This is a genomic window from Faecalibacterium sp. I3-3-33, assembly GCF_023347295.1.
Taxonomy (GTDB): Bacteria; Bacillota; Clostridia; order Oscillospirales; family Ruminococcaceae; genus Faecalibacterium.
In genome coordinates this window covers 2,545,354-2,565,853 of the sequence record NZ_CP094469.1, presented here as the reverse complement: position 1 = coordinate 2,565,853, position 20,500 = coordinate 2,545,354, and the positions used below count along the sequence as shown (strand labels likewise).

14 protein-coding genes are annotated in these 20,500 nt (G+C 59.5%); 6 read left to right on the top strand and 8 right to left on the bottom strand.

Annotation, left to right across the window (positions count from 1 at the left end; all coding sequences use genetic code 11):
• Nucleotides 1-49: 49 nt before the first annotated feature.
• Both MTP39_RS12095 and MTP39_RS12090 read right to left on the bottom strand, forming a co-directional pair.
• Nucleotides 50-1,096: a glycerophosphodiester phosphodiesterase gene (locus MTP39_RS12095; protein WP_249240710.1), complete on the bottom strand. Its 1,047-nt coding sequence runs from the start codon at nt 1,094-1,096 to the stop codon at nt 50-52.
• 80 nt (nt 1,097-1,176) lie between these two features.
• Nucleotides 1,177-2,616 (bottom strand): 6-phospho-beta-glucosidase, encoded by a 1,440-nt coding sequence (locus MTP39_RS12090; RefSeq protein ID WP_249240709.1) that lies wholly within the window; start codon nt 2,614-2,616, stop codon nt 1,177-1,179.
• Nucleotides 2,617-2,939: 323 nt separating this feature from the next.
• Between MTP39_RS12090 and MTP39_RS12085 the strand changes: the two genes are divergently transcribed.
• The 4 genes from MTP39_RS12085 to MTP39_RS12070 all read left to right on the top strand — a co-directional run bounded on the left by MTP39_RS12085 (nt 2,940) and on the right by MTP39_RS12070 (nt 8,532).
• Nucleotides 2,940-3,809 (top strand): phosphoribosylaminoimidazolesuccinocarboxamide synthase, encoded by an 870-nt coding sequence (locus MTP39_RS12085; RefSeq protein ID WP_112090827.1) that lies wholly within the window; start codon nt 2,940-2,942, stop codon nt 3,807-3,809.
• A gap of 157 nt (nt 3,810-3,966) precedes the next feature.
• Entirely contained in the window at nt 3,967-4,449 is a 483-nt protein-coding gene (locus tag MTP39_RS12080) for a MarR family winged helix-turn-helix transcriptional regulator (protein ID WP_249240708.1), read from the top strand.
• 412 nt (nt 4,450-4,861) lie between these two features.
• Entirely contained in the window at nt 4,862-6,613 is a 1,752-nt protein-coding gene (locus MTP39_RS12075; RefSeq protein ID WP_249240707.1) for an ABC transporter ATP-binding protein, read from the top strand.
• Nucleotides 6,613-8,532 carry an ABC transporter ATP-binding protein gene (locus MTP39_RS12070; protein ID WP_249240706.1) on the top strand — a complete coding sequence of 640 codons (1,920 nt, stop codon included), beginning with the start codon at nt 6,613-6,615 and terminating at the stop codon, nt 8,530-8,532. Before MTP39_RS12075 ends, MTP39_RS12070 begins: the two co-directional genes overlap by 1 nt.
• On the opposite strand, the gene MTP39_RS12065 is transcribed toward MTP39_RS12070, so the two are convergent.
• On the bottom strand, nt 8,529-8,717 hold the full coding sequence (locus MTP39_RS12065; protein WP_249240705.1) for a hypothetical protein: 189 nt from the start codon (nt 8,715-8,717) through the stop codon (nt 8,529-8,531). The genes MTP39_RS12070 and MTP39_RS12065 overlap by 4 nt on opposite strands.
• A 63-nt stretch (nt 8,718-8,780) precedes the next feature.
• On the opposite strand from MTP39_RS12065, the gene MTP39_RS12060 reads away from it, so the two are divergent.
• Entirely contained in the window at nt 8,781-10,550 is a 1,770-nt protein-coding gene (locus MTP39_RS12060) for a glycoside hydrolase family 2 protein (protein WP_249240704.1), read from the top strand.
• Nucleotides 10,551-10,623: 73 nt separating this feature from the next.
• On the opposite strand, the gene MTP39_RS12055 is transcribed toward MTP39_RS12060, so the two are convergent.
• The 5 genes from MTP39_RS12055 to MTP39_RS12035 form a co-directional block, all read right to left on the bottom strand.
• Nucleotides 10,624-11,751 (bottom strand): foldase, encoded by a 1,128-nt coding sequence (locus MTP39_RS12055; protein ID WP_249240703.1) that lies wholly within the window; start codon nt 11,749-11,751, stop codon nt 10,624-10,626.
• A complete protein-coding gene (mfd, locus tag MTP39_RS12050; RefSeq protein ID WP_249240702.1) occupies nt 11,748-15,224 on the bottom strand; it encodes a transcription-repair coupling factor in 3,477 nt (1,158 codons plus the stop codon). The genes MTP39_RS12055 and mfd overlap by 4 nt, the downstream gene beginning before the upstream one ends.
• 66 nt (nt 15,225-15,290) lie before the next feature.
• Complete coding sequence (gene pth / locus MTP39_RS12045) at nt 15,291-15,869, bottom strand: aminoacyl-tRNA hydrolase (RefSeq protein WP_249240701.1); 579 nt, start codon at nt 15,867-15,869, stop codon at nt 15,291-15,293.
• Nucleotides 15,870-16,008: 139 nt separating this feature from the next.
• Nucleotides 16,009-16,530: a hypothetical protein gene (locus tag MTP39_RS12040; RefSeq protein ID WP_249240700.1), complete on the bottom strand. Its 522-nt coding sequence runs from the start codon at nt 16,528-16,530 to the stop codon at nt 16,009-16,011.
• Between the two features lie 24 nt (nt 16,531-16,554).
• Nucleotides 16,555-17,313, bottom strand: coding sequence for a UDP-N-acetylglucosamine diphosphorylase (locus MTP39_RS12035; protein ID WP_249240699.1), 759 nt, complete (start codon nt 17,311-17,313; stop codon nt 16,555-16,557).
• A 416-nt stretch (nt 17,314-17,729) separates the two neighbouring features.
• On the opposite strand from MTP39_RS12035, the gene ppdK reads away from it, so the two are divergent.
• Nucleotides 17,730-20,396 carry a pyruvate, phosphate dikinase gene (ppdK, locus tag MTP39_RS12030; protein WP_249240698.1) on the top strand — a complete coding sequence of 889 codons (2,667 nt, stop codon included), beginning with the start codon at nt 17,730-17,732 and terminating at the stop codon, nt 20,394-20,396.
• Nucleotides 20,397-20,500: the final 104 nt, after the last annotated feature.

Here is a 20,500-nt window from a genome sequence, read left to right as displayed (position 1 = left end):
AAAGCCTATCTCTTTTTTGTTGGGATTATTTGTGCTTATTCCGGCCGACTTACTCTGCGGCAGCTGTCCCGGCGTCTGCTTCAGCAGCGGGGGCAGACTCTGCCGGGGTGGTTTCTGTTGGGGCGGTCGCCGCTTGTTCCTTCTCCACCCACTCCCGCACACGGTCGGGGCGGTTGGTAATGTAGGCATCGGCGCTGGTGCGCAGCAGGCTGCGGACGGAATCCTCTGTGTCCACTGTCCACAAAGACACCTTGATGCCCATCTCGTGCAGTTTGTCGATGAAACCGGCGTTTTTGTAGGCGGTGTGGTACTCACAGCTGACCCACTCCGGCACAAAATCCAGACTGCGGATGTAGGTGGGCAGGTCCCGCTGCGCCATTAGGTTCTTGTAGATCTCGTTCAGGCTCTCACCGGGGAAGTTTGCCCGCAGCATACTTACCTTGTCGCTCATCCAGCGGGTCATCCAGCTGCAATTTTCCTCATCTGCGTCTGCCGTCGGCAGGGCAGTGTCCATGGCTTCCATGTCGTCCATGCCGTTGGTCAGTCCCAGATCCTTCCAGATGATGGGCGGCGGCAGCAGCATGCTTTCCAGCTCGCCGTATACCAGCGCACCTACCCGCAATTCGGGCATCAACTGCTTTGCCTGCCGCAGCAGCGCGTGGTTGAAGGAGATCAGAATCACCTGATCCACGATCTCCGTCTGCCGCAGCACCTCCAGCACCCGGGGCACAAAGTCCGGGTCGTTGTCCATGGTGGATTTCAGTTCCAGATGCACGGTGCATCCCGGCATCTGCTTGCACAGCTCCATGGCTTCCTGTAAGGTAGCAATCTTTTCGTCCTGATAGATGGCGTCCTTCCAGCTGCCGAAATCCAGCTCTTTCAGATCGCCCATGGTCATATCATAGATCTTGCCGGAAATATCCGTGTGCAGATCGATCATATAGTCGTGGTGGATCACAAGCCCGGCGTCAATGGTCTGCTGTACGTCCATCTCTACGCCGTCCGCGCCAATCTCCATGGCTTTTTTAAAGGCTGTCAGGGTATTTTCCGGTGCAAGATAGGAAGCACCGCGGTGTGCAATGATCTGTGGTGTCATAAATTTTCTCCGTTATCAGTTCGTCCTCACACGTTTACGCCCCGGCGCTGCCATACCGCAAACAGTGCCGGGGCGCTTGCTCAGGTCAGGTCCTCGCCGTCCGAGGCAATGACCTTTTTGTACCAGTAAAAGCTGTCCTTCCGGCTGCGGGCAAGGGTGCCGTTGCCGTCGTTGTCCTTGTCCACATAGATAAAGCCGTACCGCTTTTTCATCTCGCCGGTAGAAGCGCTTACAAGGTCGATGGGACCCCATGTGGTGTAGCCCATCAAGGGCAGACCGTCCTCGTTGATGGCCTTTTCCATCTCCTCGATGTGCGCGCGCAGGTAGTCGATGCGGTAGCTGTCGTGGATGGAGCCGTCCGGCTCTACGGTATCCACCGCGCCCAGACCGTTCTCCACGATGAACATGGGCTTTTCGTACCGGTCGTAGATGGTGTTCAGGGTCACCCGCAAACCCACCGGGTCAATGGCCCAGCCCCACTCGCTGGCCTTCAGGTAGGGGTTCTTCACCGATGCAGACACGGCGTTGCCTTCCGCATTCTCTGCCGCCATCAGCGCTTTATCCACCGTGATGCAGCGGCTGGAATAGTAGCTGAAGGACACAAAATCCACCGTGCCCTCCCGCAGCGTGCGGTCGTCCTCGGGCTGTGTGTGCAGCTGCACACCGGCGCGCTCCATCCGCTTTTTTGCCCACACGGGGTAAGCGCCGCGCACCTGTACGTCGGTAAAGAAATAGTTGTCCCGGTCGGCCTCCTGTGCCGCCCGCACATCCTCCGGGGCGCAGGTGCGGGGGTAGAACTGACCCGCCGCCAGCATACAGCCCACCATGGCGTCCGGCATTTTTTCGTGCGCCAGTTTTACCGCCTTTGCGCTGGCTACCAGCTCGTGATGGGCGGCCTGATATTTGACCTGTTCCACGTTCTCGCCGGGGTAGAACACCAGCCCTGCACCGGTAAAGGACAGGTGCAGCAGCATGTTGATCTCATTAAAGGTGAGCCAGTACTTTACCTTGCCCTTGAAGCGGTCGAACAGCACCTCGCAGTAGTGGACGTAGGCGTCCACCATGCGGCGGTCCTTCCAGCCGCCGTATTTTTTGATCAGGGCAATGGGGGTATCAAAGTGGCAGATGGTGACCAGCGGCTCGATGCCGTACTTATGGCACTCGTCAAAAATGCTGTCATAGAAAGCCAGCCCCGCCTCGTTGGGCTGGGCGTCATCGCCGTTGGGCAGGATGCGGGTCCATGCAATGGACAGCCGGAAGCACTTGAAGCCCATCTCTGCAAACAGGGCGATATCCTCTTTATAATGATGATACAGGTCAATAGCCTCGTGGCTGGGGTAGAAATGCGCGGCATCGCAGTCCAGCATTTCCATATAGCCCGTTGCCACCGGAAAACGGTCCGCACCGAAGGGGGTCACATCCACCGTTGCCAGACCCTTGCCGTCTGCCTGCCATGCACCCTCGCACTGGTTGGCGGCGGTAGCGCCGCCCCACAAAAAGCCCTTGGGAAATTTGCCCATACTCTTTACCTCCCTGTTTACTTTTGCGCCCCTGCGGAGCGCAGATATACTCATACTATTATGATACCGCAACTGGCGGCGCTTGTCCATGACTGCATTTTGCAAAGGTGGGTGCATTTGGGGATAAAGTACGACTTTTATCGTCAAAACGCCGAAATTTCCTGCTGCTTTTTGCGCACTTTTCACGATAAAAACACAAAACTTGCCTGTTTTTCTTTTATTCTGTTCCTTTTAAACCGCGCGGCAGTATGGTAGAATAATAGGGTAAGAGCTGTGCTGCGCTGCTGCGCTGCTGAGAACATGGAAAAATGGAGTGTTTGATTATGACAGAGTTCAAACCCATCAAAGAAGGCAAGGTCCGCGAGATCTACGACAATGGCGACAGCCTGATCATGGTTGCCACCGACCGCATTTCTGCGTTTGACGTCATCCTGAAAAACAAGGTCACCAAAAAGGGCACCGTGCTCACCCAGATGAGCAAGTTCTGGTTCGATTACACCCGCGATCTGCTGCCCAACCACATGCTGAGCGTGGATGTGCAGGATATGCCGGAGTTCTTCCGTCAGCCCCAGTTCACCGGCAACAGCATGATGTGCCGCAAGCTGACCATGCTGCCCATCGAGTGCATTGTGCGCGGCTACATCACCGGCAGCGGCTGGGCAAGCTACCAGAAGACCGGCAAGGTGTGCGGCATCCAGCTGCCCGAGGGCCTCAAGGAGTCCGATAAGCTGCCCGAGCCCATCTACACCCCCTCCACCAAGGCAGAGATCGGCGACCACGACGAGAACATCTCCTACGAGCAGAGCATCGACGTGCTGGAGAAGCAGTTCCCCGGCCACGGTCTGGAGTACGCCACTAAGCTCCGCGATTACACCATTGCTCTGTACAAGAAGTGCGCCGAGTATGCACTGTCCCGCGGCATCATCATTGCCGACACCAAGTTCGAGTTTGGTCTGGACGAGGACGGCAACGTGGTGCTGGGCGATGAGATGCTGACCCCGGACTCCTCCCGCTTCTGGCCGCTGGAGGGCTACGAGCCGGGTCACAGCCAGCCCTCCTTCGACAAGCAGTTCGTGCGCGACTGGCTGAAGGCCAACCCCGACAGCAACTACGACCTGCCGCAGGATGTCATTGACAAGACCATTGCCAAGTATCTGGAGGCTTACGAGCTGCTGACCGGCAAGAAGCTGTAAGCGTATCCCATATCCATAAAAATCAGGGCCGCTGCGGAAAATTTTCCGCAGCGGCCTTTTTGCGTCCCGCCCTCTTGACATTGAGCGGGGATATGGATAAAATATGTATCGTATCAAACAGTTTCACATCGAACAATTTGAACAGAGGAAAAACATTATGTGTACACAGCACCCTATTGAAGAGCCCTGCAAGCTGGACCCGCCGTGGGATGGGCCGCAGGTCATCCCCGCCCAGCTGCGCCGGGTGGATAACCTGATCTTCCGCAGGCTGAACCAGTTTTCCCGCGCCAACGGGGTAGAGCAGATCACCCCCATGCACGGGTGGATCATCGAGTATCTTTACCGCCACCGGGACGAGCAGGTGTTCCAGCGGGACATCGAGCGGGAGTTTTCCATTACCCGCTCCACGGTGACGAACATTTTGCAGCTGATGGAGCGCAAGGGCTACATCCAGCGGCAGAGCGTGCCGCAGGACGCCCGGCTCAAGCAGCTGGTTTTGACCGAGGAGGGCATCCAACGGCACGAAAAGACTCTGCTTTCCTTCCACCAGACCGACGATTATGTGGCCGGACTGCTGACCGAGGAGGAGAACGCAGAGCTGCTGCGGCTGCTGAACAAGCTGCGGGAGGCGTTGAAATAAAGGAGAGCGAACCCTCTCAGGCGCTCCCGCGCCAGCTCCCCCGAAGGGGGAGCCAAGGTCTAAAGTTTGTTGCTAAAGTATTAGGCATAATGAGAAAGTTTCCGGCAGTGCCCTTGCCTCTCCCTTTGGGAGAGGTGTCACCGCAGGTGACGGAGAGGGCGCACGCCGTTAGACCTAGTGCTAAAGCTTTAAACGCAATAAGAAACTTTCCCGCATGCCAAAGGCTCCCTCCCAGAGGGAGCTGTCGCCGCAGGCGACTGAGGGAGTTCAGCCACCTTTTCCGTCAAAGTGCTGAAAAAGGGCTTGTTAAATTAGTAATTATGAACATTTTACGAAACGCCTTGACATTTAAAATGTTTTGTATAGAATTGTTTCGTACCAAACAAATAAATTCAAATAGGAGGGAACTCAGATGATCAAAAAGCTTGTGTCGCATCTGGGCGAGTATAAAGCCGCCTCGATCAAGACACCGCTCTTTGCTGCGCTGGAAGCCATTATGGATGTGCTGCTGCCCACCATCATGGCCTTTATCATCGACCAGGGCATTGAAAAGGGCGATATGAACGCCATCATCCGCTACGGTCTGCTTACCTTTCTGGTGGCAGCCATTGCGCTGGTGCTGGGCGTGCTGGCGGGCAAGTACGCCGCCGAGGCATCCACCGGCTTTGCCGGAAATCTGCGCGATGCCATGTATGAAAACATCCAGCATTACTCTTTTTCCAACATCGACAAATTTTCCACGGCAGGTCTTGTCACCCGCATGACTACCGACGTGACCAACGTGCAGAACGCCTTTCAGATGATCCTGCGCATGTGCGTGCGCGCTCCGGTGCATCTGGTGTTTGCCATGTTCATGGCCGTAGTCATCGGCGGCCCGCTGTCGCTGGTGTTTGTGGTGGCAGTGGCTTTTCTGGTGGCGGTGCTGGCTGCCATCATGATCCCCACCTTCCGCATCTTTGACCGGGTGTTCAAGAACTACGATAACCTCAACGCCTCGGTGCAGGAGAACGTTTCTGCCATCCGCGTAGTCAAAAGCTTCGTGCGCGAGGGTTTTGAGAACGAAAAATACACTGCCGCCTGCGAGAGCCTGTACAAGCAGTTCGTCAACGCCGAAAGCCGTCTGAGCTTCAACAACCCTGCCATGTTGGTGGCAGTGTACGGCTGCAATATCGCGCTGAGCTGGTTCGGCGCAAAGTATGTGCTGCACGGTGCCATTACCACCGGTCAGCTGAACGCCCTGTTCGGCTATATCATGAACATCCTTATGGCATTGATGATGCTGAGCATGGCCTTTGTCATGATCGCCATGTCCGCCGCTTCTGCCAAGCGTATCGTGGAGGTGCTGGACGAGCACACCGACCTGCCCCCGGCAAAGCAGCCGGTGCAGCAGGTGGCAGATGGCAGCATCCAGTTTGACCACGTTACCTTCAAGTATAAGCATGGCAGCGGCCAGCCGGTGCTGAACGATATCAGCTTTACCATCCAGCCCGGCGAGACGCTGGGCATCATCGGCGGCACCGGCAGTGCAAAGTCCAGTCTGGTGCAGCTGATCCCCCGCCTGTACGATGCCGAGAGCGGTACCGTGCGGGTGGGCGGCGTGGATGTGCGGGATTATAACCTTGACGTGCTGCGCCGCGAGGTCTCCATGGTGCTGCAGAAGAATGTGCTGTTCAGCGGCACCATTCTGGATAACCTCCGCTGGGGCGATGCCAACGCCACCGAGGAAGAGTGCATCCGCATGGCAAAGCTGGCCTGCGCGGATGAGTTCATCCAGCGCTTCCCGGATAAGTACAATACATGGATCGAGCAGGGCGGCTCCAACGTGTCCGGCGGCCAGAAGCAGCGCCTGACCATTGCCCGCGCCCTGCTGCGCAAGCCCAAGGTGCTGATTTTGGACGACTCCACCAGCGCCGTGGATACCGCGACCGATGCCAAGATCCGCAAGGCCTTCCGGGAGGAGATCCCCGGCACGACCAAGATCATCATTGCACAGCGCATCTCCTCGGTGCAGGATGCAGACCGCATTCTGGTGCTGGATAACGGCCAGATCAACGGTCTGGGCACCCATGAGGAGCTGCTGGCGACCAATGCCATCTATCAGGAGGTCTACAACAGCCAGACCCAGGGCGGCGGCGATTTTGACAAGCAGGGAGGTGCGCAGTAATGGCAGTAAAAGAAGTACATGGCCCCGGCCCGCGGGGCGCACGGGGGCCGCGCCCCAAGGTGGAAAACCCGGGCAAGCTGCTGAAGCGCATTATGGATGAAGTGTTCCGCAACTATCTGCCCCACTGCATCCTTGTGCTTGTGTGCATCGTGGTCAGTGCGCTGGCCAATGTGCAGGCCAGCCTGTTCTTGCAGACTTTGATGGACGATTATATCGTGCCCATGACCCGCCAGCAGGACCCCAGCTTTGCACCGCTGGCCGATGCACTGGTGCGGATGTGCTGCATCTACCTTGTGGGCATTCTGGCCGCATGGGCCAACGCCCGCATCATGGTCAACGTAACACAGGGCACGCTGCGCAATCTGCGCACCAAGCTGTTCACCCACATGGAAAGCCTGCCCGTCCGGTATTTTGACACCCATCCCCACGGCGATATCATGTCCGTGTACACCAACGATGTGGATACCCTGCGCCAGATGCTCAGCCAGAGCATCCCGCAGCTGGTGTCCAGCGTCATCACCATCGTGTCGGTGTTTTTCAGCATGTGTATGCTCAGCTGGCAGCTGACCATCGTTACCATGCTCATGGTGGCGCTGATGCTGTTCTGTTCCAAGCAGATCGCAAAAAGCTCCTCCAAATACTTCATCCAGCAGCAGCGGGATCTGGGCAAGGTGAACGGCTACATCGAGGAGATGATGGAGGGCCAGAAGGTGGTCAAGGTGTTCACCCACGAGCAGCAGACCCTTGCCGGCTTCCGTGCGCTGAACGACCAGCTGAAGGAAAGCGCCAAGCAGGCCAACGCCTTCTCCAACATTATGATGCCGGTCAACGCCCAGCTGGGCAACATCAGCTACGCCATCTGCGCACTGACTGGTGCAGCCATGGCCGTTGGCGGCGTTGGCGGCATGACCCTTGGCACCGTGGTGGCTTTCCTCAGCCTGAACAAGGGCTTCAATATGCCCATCAGTCAGGTGTCCATGCAGGCCAACAGCGTCATCATGGCACTGGCCGGTGCAGAGCGCATCTTCAAGATGATGGACGAGCCCAGCGAGACCGACGAGGGCTATGTGACGCTGGTAAATGCCAAGTACGACCGCAACGACCAGCTGGTGGAAACTGCCGAGCGCACTGGCCTGTGGGCGTGGAAGCACCCCCACCACGACGGCACCGTTACCTACCACAAGCTGGCGGGCGATATCACCTTTACGGACGTAGACTTTGGCTATGTGCCGGAAAAGACGGTGCTGCACGACATCAACCTGTATGGTCGTCCGGGACAGAAGATCGCCTTTGTCGGCTCCACCGGTGCAGGCAAGACCACCATCACCAACCTGATCAACCGCTTCTACGATATTCAGGAGGGCAAGATCCGCTACGACGGCATCAACATCCACAAGATCAAAAAGGCCGATCTGCGCCGCTCGCTGGGCATCGTGCTGCAGGACACCCACCTGTTTACCGGCACGGTGATGGAGAATATCCGCTACGGCCGGCTGGATGCCACCGATGAAGAGTGCATCGCTGCCGCCCGTCTGGCCAACGCCGATGGCTTTATCAAGCGCCTGCCGGAGGGCTACAACACCATGCTGACCGGCGATGGCGCCAACCTCTCGCAGGGACAGCGCCAGCTGCTTGCCATTGCCCGCGCAGCCGTGGCAGACCCCCCGGTGCTGATTCTGGACGAGGCGACCTCCTCCATTGATACCCGCACCGAAGCGCTGGTGCAGCGCGGCATGGACGGCCTGATGTACGGCCGCACCAGCTTTGTCATCGCCCACCGCCTGTCCACCGTCCGCAATGCAGACTGCATCGTGGTGCTGGAACAGGGCCGCATCATCGAGCGCGGCAGCCACGACGAGCTGATCGCCAAAAAGGGCAAGTATTACCAGCTTTATACCGGTAATCTGGCCGAAAACTAAGCAATTTCCAACCTTCTTACAAAGCCGCCGCACAGCCATGCCGCCGTGCGGCGGCTCTTTTTTACTCCCATGAAGAAGTAATTCTGGAAAATCCGCAGATTTTCCAGAATTGCAAATATAAAAATAATTTTCCGCTGAAGATGGCCAAAGCGCACGCGGTGGCCATTCAAAATCGTCCGCTCCACGGTATACAAATGCCCCGGGCTGTGCTAGAATGGAGCAAACGAGTAGAAAAGGCTGGTGAGTGTATGCACCCTCTGACGGAATATCCCCGCCCGGCCATGCGCCGGGACAGCTACGAGAACCTGAACGGCCCGTGGCAGTACGCCATCACCGCCTCGGCACAGCGCCCGGCGGGCTGGGATGGTGAGATCTTGGTGCCCTACGCGCCGGAGTGCCGCGCCTCCGGGGTGGGGCGCACATTGCAGCCCGGGCAGTGGCTGCACTACCACCGATACTTTGCGCCGCCCGCCGGGACGGGCGGCAGGGTGCTGCTGCATTTCGGTGCAGTGGACTACGCCTGTGCCGTGCAGGTGAACGGCCATCTGGTGGGCGGTCACCGGGGCGGCTACTGGTCCTTTACGCTGGATATCACCGCGCAGCTCAACGGCACAGGCCGCAACAGCCTGTGGGTGGCGGTGCAGGACCCCACCGGCCACGGCACACAGGCGCGGGGCAAGCAGACCTTGCAGCCCGGCGGGATGTTCTACCCCGCGCAGAGCGGCATCTGGCAGACGGTCTGGCTGGAGCGCGTGCCGGAAAATTACATCCAGTCTCTCACCGTTACGCCGGACTACGATGCCCGCACCGTGACCGTGAAAGCCCATACCTCTGCACCCGGCGGCGCAGCGAACCTGTGGGCGGTGGTGCGCGCCGGGGGCGTGACCATTGCCGAGGATTGGGGCGGTGATGAGGCCGACCGGGACGGCACGGTGACGCTGCATATTGCGGACGAATATTTCTTTCCGTGGAGCCCGGATACGCCCTTTTTGTACGACCTGACCGTGGGCACCACGCAGGGAGAGGAAGAGCAGTTCGACACCGTGCACAGCTACTTTGCCCTGCGCAAGTGGAGCTGCGCACCGGACGCACGGGGCGTGCTGCGCTTCTGCCTGAACGATAACCCCATTCTGCTCAACGGCCTACTGGATCAGGGCTACTGGCCGGAGGGGTTGTACACCCCGCCCTCGGATGCGGCGGTGGAGCGGGAGTTGAGCGAGGTAAAGGCGCTGGGCTACAACCTGCTGCGCAAGCACGCAAAGCTTGAGCCGCAGCGCTGGTACTACCACTGCGACAGGCTTGGGCTTGTGGTCTGGCAGGATATGGTCAACGGCGGCAGTAAGTATAACTTGTGGTTCGTCACCTACCTGACCAATGTTTTGCAGCCGCTTATGCGCCGCCTGCCGGACAAGGCGGCGCTGTGGGGGCTGCTGAGCCGGGGCAGCGAAAGCAGCCGGGAAGAATACCGCCGGGAGCTGGAAGATACGGTGCAGGCGCTGCGCTGCCACCCCTGCGTGGGCTGCTGGGTGCCCTTTAACGAGGGCTGGGGACAGTACGATGCCGCCGGGGCAGTACAGGCCATCCGCGCGCTGGACGACACCCGGCTTGTGGACGAAGCCAGCGGCTGGTACGATCAGGGCGGCGGGGATGTATACTCCCTGCACAACTACTTTTACCCCCTGCGGGTGCGCCCGCAGACCCGCACCATAGCCCTGAGCGAATACGGCGGTATTGCATGGCCTATGCCGGGGCATGAGCCGCCCCGCAAGACCTACGGCTACGGCACGGCCAAAAGCAGGGAGGAGCTGACCGCCCGGTACAAAAAATTGCAGCTGGGCACGGTGCTGCCGCAGCTGCAAAAGGGGCTTTCGGCGCTGGTATACACCCAGCTGACCGACGTGGAGGACGAGGTGAATGGTCTGTTCACCTACGATCGCACCGCCATCAAGCCGGACGCCAACGCCGTCCGTTCGGTGAACGCCGCCCTTGCCGCAGAGTTTGCAAAAGTAATAAAATAAAAAACAACGCCCGGATTTTCCACCTTCCGCAGAAAGAATGTGGAAAACCCGGGCGCATTATTTTACAAGGTCATCAGCTGTTGGTGCTGTTGGCGCTGGTGGCGTTCACGATCTTGGCGGCGGGCAGCTTGCCCATGGCAGAGCTGCTCAGGGTGCTCGCCATCTGGGCACCGTAGGCGGCAAGAGCATCGTCCAGCTCCTCGCCTTTCAGGTCGCTCAGGATCTGGCTGCGCAGAGCATCCAGCGTGGAGACGCCCAGCGGGTCCAGACGGACGGCCAGCATCAGGGCGTAGCCGGAGTACTGGATGGCGGCTGCCTGCCCGTAGGCAAGGCCGCGCAGGGTATCGGCGGCACCTTCCTGCGTAAAGGCATCGGTCAGGTCGCTTTCGCTCAGCAGGTCGGTCTGCAGGGTGCTGGTGGAGGGGACCTCTGCGTCCAGTACGGCGCAGATCCCGGGCAGTGCGCTGCTTGCAATGCTGTTAAAGGCGGTCAGCTGGCTGGAAGTGTCCTCCGGGGCATTGGCATTGTAGCTGTCCGCAGCTGCCTTGGCAAGGGAGAGCATCTCGGCCTTCTGGTCATCAGTGGCAAAGGCGAAGGTGCTGGTGTTGTACAGGGGCACGGTGATAAAGCCGATCTCGTACATGGTGCTGTCCAGATGCTCGGTCAGCTCACCATCCTCCACAGGGGTCTCGCCGTCCTTGCCGTAGACAAGATCCAGCAGCAGGGTGTGCTTGTACTGCAGCTGCTGGAACAGCTTCAAAGTCTCCAGCCCGATGCCGTTGGCGGTGTAAGTGTCGCCGTAGTTGTCCATCAGCTGCTGGGCGTAGCTGTCGGCGGCAGACTTCTGCTCCTCGGTCAGCTCGCCGCCCAGCTCGGCAAAGCGGGCGTCTACGGCGGCAAGGGTCTGCAAAGTCTCAAGAGTCTTTTGCGCCACATAGTCCTTTACCACGGCGGTCTCGCCGGTGTCGGCATCGGTGGTGATGGTGGCCTTGAGGAAGGACTTTACCTTGCTGGTGTCCTGCTCAGAATCCGCCAGCTGCGCAGCCTGCTGGTAGGCATCGTACTGCGCCAGCAGGTACAGGCCGCTGGTCACCTCAAAATCGCCGATCTTGCCCACGGTGTCCGGGGTGGAGAGTGCACAGCCCACAAGGCTGACGGTCAGTGCAAGTGCGCATACCAGCGCAAGCAGTTTCTTTTTCATGCGTTTTGCTCCTTATTGTTTAAAATAGCATCCATTGCTTTCAGGATGTTTTGCAGCAGTTCCAGCGGCTTTTCGTCCGGCTGCAATACCACCGAGAGATAGGGCTTTGTGCCCGCCCCGGCGGTGACCCGGCCATTGAAAGCTTGCAGCAGGCCGCGGATCATGGCAAGGTCCAGCGTTTCCAGATTCAGCACGAGCGTATCCTTCTTCTGGGTCACCTCGTACACGCCCACGGCAGCGGCCTGTACGCGGACAAGGGAAACGTTGACCAGATCGCTCACCGAGGGCGGCGGGTCGCCGTAGCGGTCGATGAGTTCGTCCAGCACGTCGGCGGCGTCCTCCGGGGTCTGGATGGCGGCAATGCGCTTATAGGCTTCGATGCGGCCCGCGCCGTCCGGGATATACTTTTCCGGGATAAAGGCGTCCACCCGCAGGTCCACAAGACAATCGCTCTTGTCCCGCTGGACGGGCTCGCCCCGCGCCCGGGCAATGGCCTGTCCCAGCATTTTAACATAGAGGTCGTAGCCCACAGCTTCCATGTGGCCGTGCTGGCTGTGCCCCAGCAGACTGCCCGCGCCGCGGATCTGCAAATCCCGCATGGCGATGCGGAAGCCCGAGCCGAAAGCGGTGAACTCCCGGATGGCAGAAAGCCGCTTCTGGGCGATATCGGTCAGAGTCTTGTCCCGGCGGAAAGTGAAGTAGGCGTAGGCCTTGCGGCCGGAGCGCCCCACCCGCCCACGGATCTGGTACAGCTGTGCCAGACCCATGCGGTCGGCGTCCTCAATGATTAGAGTGTTGCAGTTGCGCACATCGATGCCGGTCTCGATAAGGGTGGTGCAGACCAGAATATCGATCTCGCCGTTCAGCAGGTGCTGCCACACGGGGTTCAGCTCTTCCTCGGTCATCTTGCCGTGGGCGATGCCCACCCGCGCACCCGGCACCATCTGGCTGACATGGGCGGCGCAGGCTTCAATGTTGTCCACCCGGTTGTGCAGGTAGTACACCTGCCCGCCCCGGGCAAGCTCCTTCTTCATGGCCTCGGCAAGGATGACGTCGTTATATTCCAGCACAAAGGTCTCCACCGGCTGCCGCTCGATGGGCGGCTGCTCGATGGTGGAAAGATCCCGGATGCCGCTTATGGCCATGTTCAGGGTGCGGGGAATGGGGGTGGCCGACAGGGTGAGCATATCCACCCCGATGAAGTTCTCCTTCAGCTTTTCCTTGTGCTTCACGCCGAAGCGCTGTTCCTCATCAATGATGACAAGGCCGAGGTCGTGGAACTTCACATCTTTGGACAGCAGCCGGTGGGTGCCCACCACGATATCCACGCTGCCGGCCTGTAAGCCGCGCAACGTCTCCTTTTGCTGCTTTGTGGTGCGGAAGCGGGACAGCATCCCGATCTTCACCGGAAAAGCCTCCATGCGGGAGAGCAGGGTGTTGTAGTGCTGCCACGCCAGCAGGGTGGTGGGTGCCAGCAGGGCGCACTGCTTGCCGCCCATGATGCACTTGAAGGCGGCGCGCAGCGCCACTTCGGTCTTGCCCACGCCCACATCGCCGCAGAGCAGCCGGTCCATGGGGTAACCCTTTTCCATGTCCTGCTTGATCTCGGCGGTGGCGTGCAGCTGGTCGTCGGTTTCGTCGTAGTCAAAGCGGGTCTCAAAGTCCCGCTGCCAGTCGCCGTCCGGCGGGAAGGCGTAGCCCGTGGCCTGACGGCGGCGGGCGTAAAGCTCGATCAGCTCCTGCGCCATCTCCTCGGTGGCCTTTTTCACCTTGGCGCGGGTGCGCTGCCACTCGGCACCGCCCAGCTTTGCCAGCTTTACCTTTTCCTCGTCGCCGGGGGCGGTGTAGCGGCTGAGCAGATCCAGCTGGGTCACCGGCACATACAGCACATCCGAGCCGGAATACTGCACCTTGAGGTAGTCCTTGGTAGCGCCCTGTACCTCTAACCGCTGGATCCCGGCGTACATCCCGACGCCGTGGCTCTGGTGCACCACATAGTCCCCGGGCTTGATGTCCGAAAGGCTGGACAGGGCGTTTTTGTTCTTTTTGCGCTTTTTGGCCTCGGCGGCGGCTTCCTCGTCCAGCCCGTGGCGGCGGCTGGAAAGCACCGCTGCGTGGGCAAAGGGGAAGGTGCACCCGGCGGTCAGGTGTCCGGGCAGAACCTGCAAAATGCCCTTGGCGGGGCGCACATCCCGGCTCATGCTCACGGCATAGCCCTTGTCGGCAAGGTCGCGGGTCAAAGCGGCTGCGCCCTTGGGCGTACCGGCAAACAGGGTGACAGCGTAGCCTTGGGCGATGAGCGGGTCTAAGTCCTCCCGCAGGGAGGCGAGGTCGCCGTTCCAGTTGGGGGCGGCAAAGGCTTCGGCATTGATAAGGTCTTTGAGCTTGAACTCGTTCATCCCGCGCAGGAAGTTCTCGCACAGCAGGGTGCTGTGGTTCTGAGCGGCAATGACAAGATCGTCCATGGTCTGGTACAGTACATCCAGTCCGGGGCAGAGCACGCCCTCCTCCAGCAGCCCGGTCAGCTCCTCGCTGCGGCGGAACTCGGTGGCCTTTTGGGCATCCCGGATGCCGCCCACTTCGTCCAGAATGAACAGCGGCGCGTCCAGATGGTCCAGCAGCGTGGCCGGGGCGGGGTAGCGGATGCCGTAATATTTATCCATGGCCTCCGGCATCAGGCCGGAATCCAGCTGGGAAAGATCGGCTTCGGTGGCCTTTTCCAGCGCGGTGCGGTGCTTGCCGCGCGCCTTTTTGATGGCGCTGCGCAGCGCCTCGGCGGTCTCGGCGGTGCTGCCGAACAGCACCTCGCGGGCAGGGGAGAGGTAGATTTTTTCCAGTGCGCCGTCCCGCCGCTGGGTCAGCAGGTCAAAGGAGGACATGGAGTCGATCTCGTCGTCCCAGTACTCCACGCGGGCGGGTTGACGCATATCCGGCGCGTAGAGATCCACGATATCGCCGCGCACGCTGAACTGTCCCGGGCCGTCCACCTGACTGCGCCGCACATACCCGGCGGCAAACAGCCGTGCCACCAGTGCTTCGCGGTTATACACCATGCCGGGCTTCAGGGTAAGGGTGTTCTGGATAAATTCTGCTCGGGGCACGGTGTACTGCAAAAGCGCTTCGGCGGGCACGCAGACGGCCTGCAGCCGCCCGCCTGCCAGTGCGCCCAGCACCGAAAGGCGGCGGTACTCGTACTCGCGGCCTGCACCCTCCACCGGGCGCAGCATAAAGTCCCGGGGCGGGAACACCGCAGCGGCAAGCCCCAGCGCCTTGAGGTCGTCCGCAAAATGGGTGGCCTCGGCCTCGCCGGGGGTCACGATGCACAGTACCCGGCCAAGGTCTTTTTGCAGGGCGGCATACAGCAGCGCCCTGCCTGCGGGCGGCAGGCCGAACAGCGCCGCCGGCCCTGCGGAGCCAAAGCTTGCGGCAACCTTCTGATATTCCGGGGTGGCCTTGAGTAAGGCTTCGTACATGGAAAAACCTCCTTTCCTGTCAGGATGACCATTGAAAATGCGCGGCGGTTAGCGGGTTCGTTCCGCTTACCCGTTATACTTGCTCTGTGCCAGACTTAGCTTACCGTCCATGATGAGCTTTGCGGCGGCTTCAAGGTCGGCGTAGCGGTCGGCGATGGCCTTGGCGTCCTCCGGCGGGAACTTGCCCAGCACCCATGCGGCAAGGTCGTAGTCCGGGTGGGGCTTTGCGCCGATGCCGATGCGGATGCGGGGGAAGTTCTCCCCGCCCAGCCGGGCAATGATGCTTTTCAGGCCGTTGTGCCCGCCCGCAGAGCCGGAGGGACGGATACGCAGCTTGCCGGGTGCCTGTGTGATATCATCGCACAGCACCAGCACATGGTCGGCAGGAATCTTGAAAAAGCCCGCCATGGGGGCGATGGAATCGCCGGAGAGGTTCATGTAGGTCAGGGGTTTCAGCAGCACCACCTTGTGGCCATTCACCTCGCCCTGTCCCCACAGGCCTTGGAACTTGGTCTTGCCCACAGAGATGTTCCATTTGTCGGCTAAAGCGTCCAGCGCGGCAAAACCGGCGTTGTGGCGGGTGCCATCGTACTTTGCTTCGGGGTTGCCCAGCCCTGCAATGAGCCAGATATCGTTTTCATTCATGATATGATAATACCTTTTCCTGATAATAGTGTGATACAACATCTAAGTATAACATACGCGCGCGCAAAAAGATATACATTATAAGCGAAATGGGCAAAAAATGCCCCCATGCCGCAGGGCACAGGGGCAAAAGGGTTTATTACAGGTTCAGCGTGATGGCGGCGGCCTTCCAGCGGCCGTCCTCCTTCACCATGGTGATGGTGCCGGACACCTGCGCGGCGGCGGTGCTGTCCGTGGCGGTCAGCAGGGCGGCGGAAAAGTCGTAGCAGTTTTCTGCCCCGGCGCGCTTTTTCAGGGTGAGGTCAGCGGGTGTCAGCTTGTCGCCGGACTGCCCGGCCAGCGCGGTGATGCGGGTGGGCAGGCGGTTTGCCATGACTTTATCAAGGCAGTCGGCTGTCATGGCATCGCCCAGCTGCGCTTGAAGAAAGGCGTACAGCCCATCGGTGTCCACTGCGGCAAGCCCCGGTTCGCTGCCGGAGGGTGCGGCGGCGTCTACGGCCTGCTCCACGGCAGAAGAGCATGAGAGCAGCTGCTGCACCACGAACTCGGCCTGCTTTTTGGCGGGGTCGCTGCGCAGACGGGTCAGGGCGAACACGGCGGCAACAGCCGCGAAGAAAAGGACAAGGCTCAATGCCTGCTTGCGAAAGCTTTCAGACTTCATACGCAGCTCCCTTCCGGCAGAACGTTACTTGCTCTGCTCGTTTTCCAGCTTCTGCTTTTTGGCGATGTAGGCTTCCATCTTGGGCTCTGCCCAGCCGTCCAGATTGGTCTGGCGCTCCCGGGCGATGCCCAGTGCCTGTGCGGGCACATCCTTGGTAATGGTGCTGCCGGCGGCGGTGTAGGCACCATCGCCCACCTTGACCGGGGCCACAAGGTTGGTGTTGCAGCCGATGAAGCAGTAGTCGCCGATCTGGGTGCGGAACTTGTCCTTGCCGTCGTAGTTGCAGGTGACGGTGCCGCAGCCGAAGTTGCAGTACTTGCCCACATCACTGTCGCCAATGTAGGTCAGATGGCTCACGGTGTTGCCACGGGCAAAGTTGGAGTTCTTGGTCTCCACATAGGCACCCAGATGCACGCCGTAGTCGGTGACAGTGTTCACCCGCACATGGGTGAAGGGGCCGATGTTGTTGTGGGGGCCGATGTGGCTGCCGTAGATCTGGCTGGCATTCACGGTAGTGCCCTCGTCCACGGTGCTGTCCTCGATGAGGGTGTTGGGGCCGATGACGCAGCCTGCGCCGATGACCGTTTTGCCCCGCAGGATGGTGCCCGCAAGGATCACAGCACCCGGGGCAATGACCACCTCCGGGTCGATCTGTACGGTGCGGCTGTTGATGACAACGCCGTTTGCAATGTGCTGCACAAGGATGTCCTCGCGGGCAGCCTCGGCGGCGTCCAGCTGTGCCAAGGCAGCGGCACGGGCCTGCTCAGAAATGGAATTCTGCATAAAAAAGTCTCCCTTCCCACCAAAGCGCGCGGCGGAAGAGAGACAGGAAAGGCGACCGGAAAATTGTTGCCTGTCCGCCCCAGCACCCCGCTGCGGAAAGCTTTGTTCCGACAAAATAGAATTTGAAAAGTTACAGGGATAGAAAGTTGTATCCAACAGGACGAGAAATCGCGTGTATAAACAAAAAACCTCTCGAACTTTCTCCCATTCTATACTACCTTAAAACTTGGAGAATTTCAAGAGATTTGCATAAAAAATAACAGACAAATTCGGGATTTTGCATGGTGGAAAGGAATGGATTTTCTGGTATAATAGTTTAGCATTCACAAAACAATGTTCATCGTACGTTCAAGACAAGGCAAACGATGAGACCACGGCAAGTGTACCGATGGTCACGAATGGGAGGTAAACAACGCATGAGCAAAAAGTATCTGTACTACTTCAGCGAAGGCAATGACGCTTTCGGCGGTGACAAGGTCACCATGAAGAACACGCTGGGCGGCAAGGGTGCCGGTCTGGCCGAGATGACCGCAGCCGGTATGCCGGTGCCGCAGGGCTTCACCATCACCACCGACGCCTGCACCCAGTATTACGCAGACGGCCGTCAGATCAATGACGACATCACTGCTGACATCTTTGAGCACCTCAAGGGTCTGGAAGAGATCACCGGCAAGAAGTTCGGCGACAACACCAACCCCCTGCTGGTCTCCGTCCGTTCCGGCGCACGTCAGTCCATGCCCGGTATGATGGACACCATCCTGAACCTGGGCCTGAACGACGAGGCTGTTGAGGGTCTGGCAAAGAAGACCGGCAACGCCCGCTTTGCATACGACTGCTACCGCCGCTTCGTGCAGATGTTCGCCGACGTCGTTATGATGGTCCCGAAGAGCCTGTTCGAGGTCGAGATCGACAAGATGAAGGAAGCCAAGGGCGTCAAGAACGACGTGGACCTGACTGCTGACGACCTGAAGGAACTGGTCGGCACCTTCAAGAAGATCTACGAGGAGAACGAAGGCCGTCCCTTCCCGCAGGATCCCCGCGATCAGCTGATCGAGGCTGTCAAGGCCGTGTTCCGCAGCTGGGATAACCCCCGTGCAAACGTCTACCGTAAGATGAACGAGATCCCCTACGAGTGGGGCACCGCTGTCAACGTGCAGCAGATGGCCTTTGGTAACTCCGGCGACCGTTCCGGCACCGGCGTTGCATTCACCCGTGACCCCGCCACCGGCGCTAAGAAGCTGATGGGCGAGTACCTGATCAATGCACAGGGCGAGGACGTTGTTGCCGGCGTGCGCACTCCTTCTCCCATCAGCCACCTGAAGGATCAGATGCCTGAGGTGTACGATCAGTTCGTCGAGATCGCTACCCGTCTGGAGAACTACTTCCGCGATATGCAGGATATGGAGTTCACCATTGAGGACGGCCACCTGTATATGCTGCAGACCCGTAACGGCAAGCGTACCGCACAGGCTGCTCTGCAGATCGCCTGCGATCTGGTGGACGAGGGCATGATCACCGAGCAGGAGGCTGTCCTGCGCGTGGAGCCCAAGCAGCTGGATACCCTGCTGCATCCCCAGTTCGATGCTGCTGCCCTGAAGGCTGCAGAGGTCGTCGGCAAGGGTCTGGCAGCTTCTCCCGGTTCTGCCTGCGGCCAGATCGTCTTTACTGCTGAAGAGGCAGAGGAGATGGTCAAGTCCGGCAAGATGAAGAAGGTCGTTCTGGTGCGTCTGGAGACCAGCCCCGAGGATATCGTGGGCATGCAGGTCTCTCAGGGCATCCTGACCGTCCGCGGCGGCATGACCAGCCACGCAGCCGTTGTTGCTCGTGGTATGGGCACCTGCTGTGTTTCCGGCTGCGGCAACGACAACGAGGTCAAGATCGATGAGGAGGCAAAGACCTTCGAGATCAACGGCCACAAGTTCGTCGAGGGCGACTGGATCTCCATCGACGGCTCCACCGGCAACATCTACGGCGAGCAGGTCGCAACCGTGGCCGCTACCGGCAACAAGAACTTCAACCGCTTCATGGGCTGGGCAGACGCAGCTCGTCAGCTGCTGGTCATGACCAACGCTGATAACCCGCGTGACGCACAGCAGGCAGTGGATCTGGGTGCTGAGGGCATCGGCCTGTGCCGTACCGAGCACATGTTCTTCGCTGAGGACCGCATCAAGGCTGTCCGTGAGATGATCTGCGCACGCACCGTGGAAGAGCGCGAGGCTGCTCTGGCCAAGGTCGAGCCGTTCCAGCAGGGTGACTTCGAGGCTATGTACCGCATCATGGGTGAGCGCCCGATGACCATCCGTTATCTGGACCCGCCCCTGCACGAGTTCCTGCCCACCAAGGACGAGGACATCAAGGAACTGGCTGCCGACATGGGCATGACCTACGAAGACCTGAAGAACGTGGTTGCTTCTCTGCATGAGTTCAACCCCATGATGGGTCACCGTGGCTGCCGTCTGGCTGTTACCTACCCCGAGATCGCTGCTATGCAGACCCGTGCTGTGATCAAGGCTGCTCTGAACGTCTCTGCTGAGACCGGCCATGTGATCACCCCGCACATCATGATCCCGCTGGTCGGCGAGGTCAAGGAGCTGAAGTTCGTCAAGGACGTTGTCGTCAAGGTTGCTGACGAGCTGATCGCTGCTGCTGGCGTTGACATGAAGTATCAGGTCGGTACCATGATCGAGATTCCCCGTGCAGCCCTGACTGCCGGCGAGATCGCCAAGGAAGCTGAGTTCTTCAGCTTCGGCACCAACGACCTGACCCAGATGACCTTCGGCTTCAGCCGTGATGACGCTGCCAAGTTCCTGGGCGCATACTACGAGAACAAGATCTACGAGAGCGATCCGTTCCAGCATCTGGATCAGATCGGTGTCGGCAAGCTGGTCAAGATGGCTGCCCACGACGGCCGTGAGACCCGCCCCGATCTGGGTCTGGGCATCTGCGGCGAGCACGGCGGCGACCCCACGAGCGTGGAGTTCTGCCACAACGTCGGTCTGGACTACGTCAGCTGCTCTCCCTTCCGTGTGCCTATCGCACGTCTGGCCGCTGCTCAGGCTGCGATCAAAAATCCCAGAAAGTAAGATTGTTGCATGAAGATGCACTAATCGTGCAAAACATGGGAAGATAAGCGTATGATAAACCTCCCCGGTGAAACTGAATGGTTTTGCCGGGGAGGTTTTTGTAT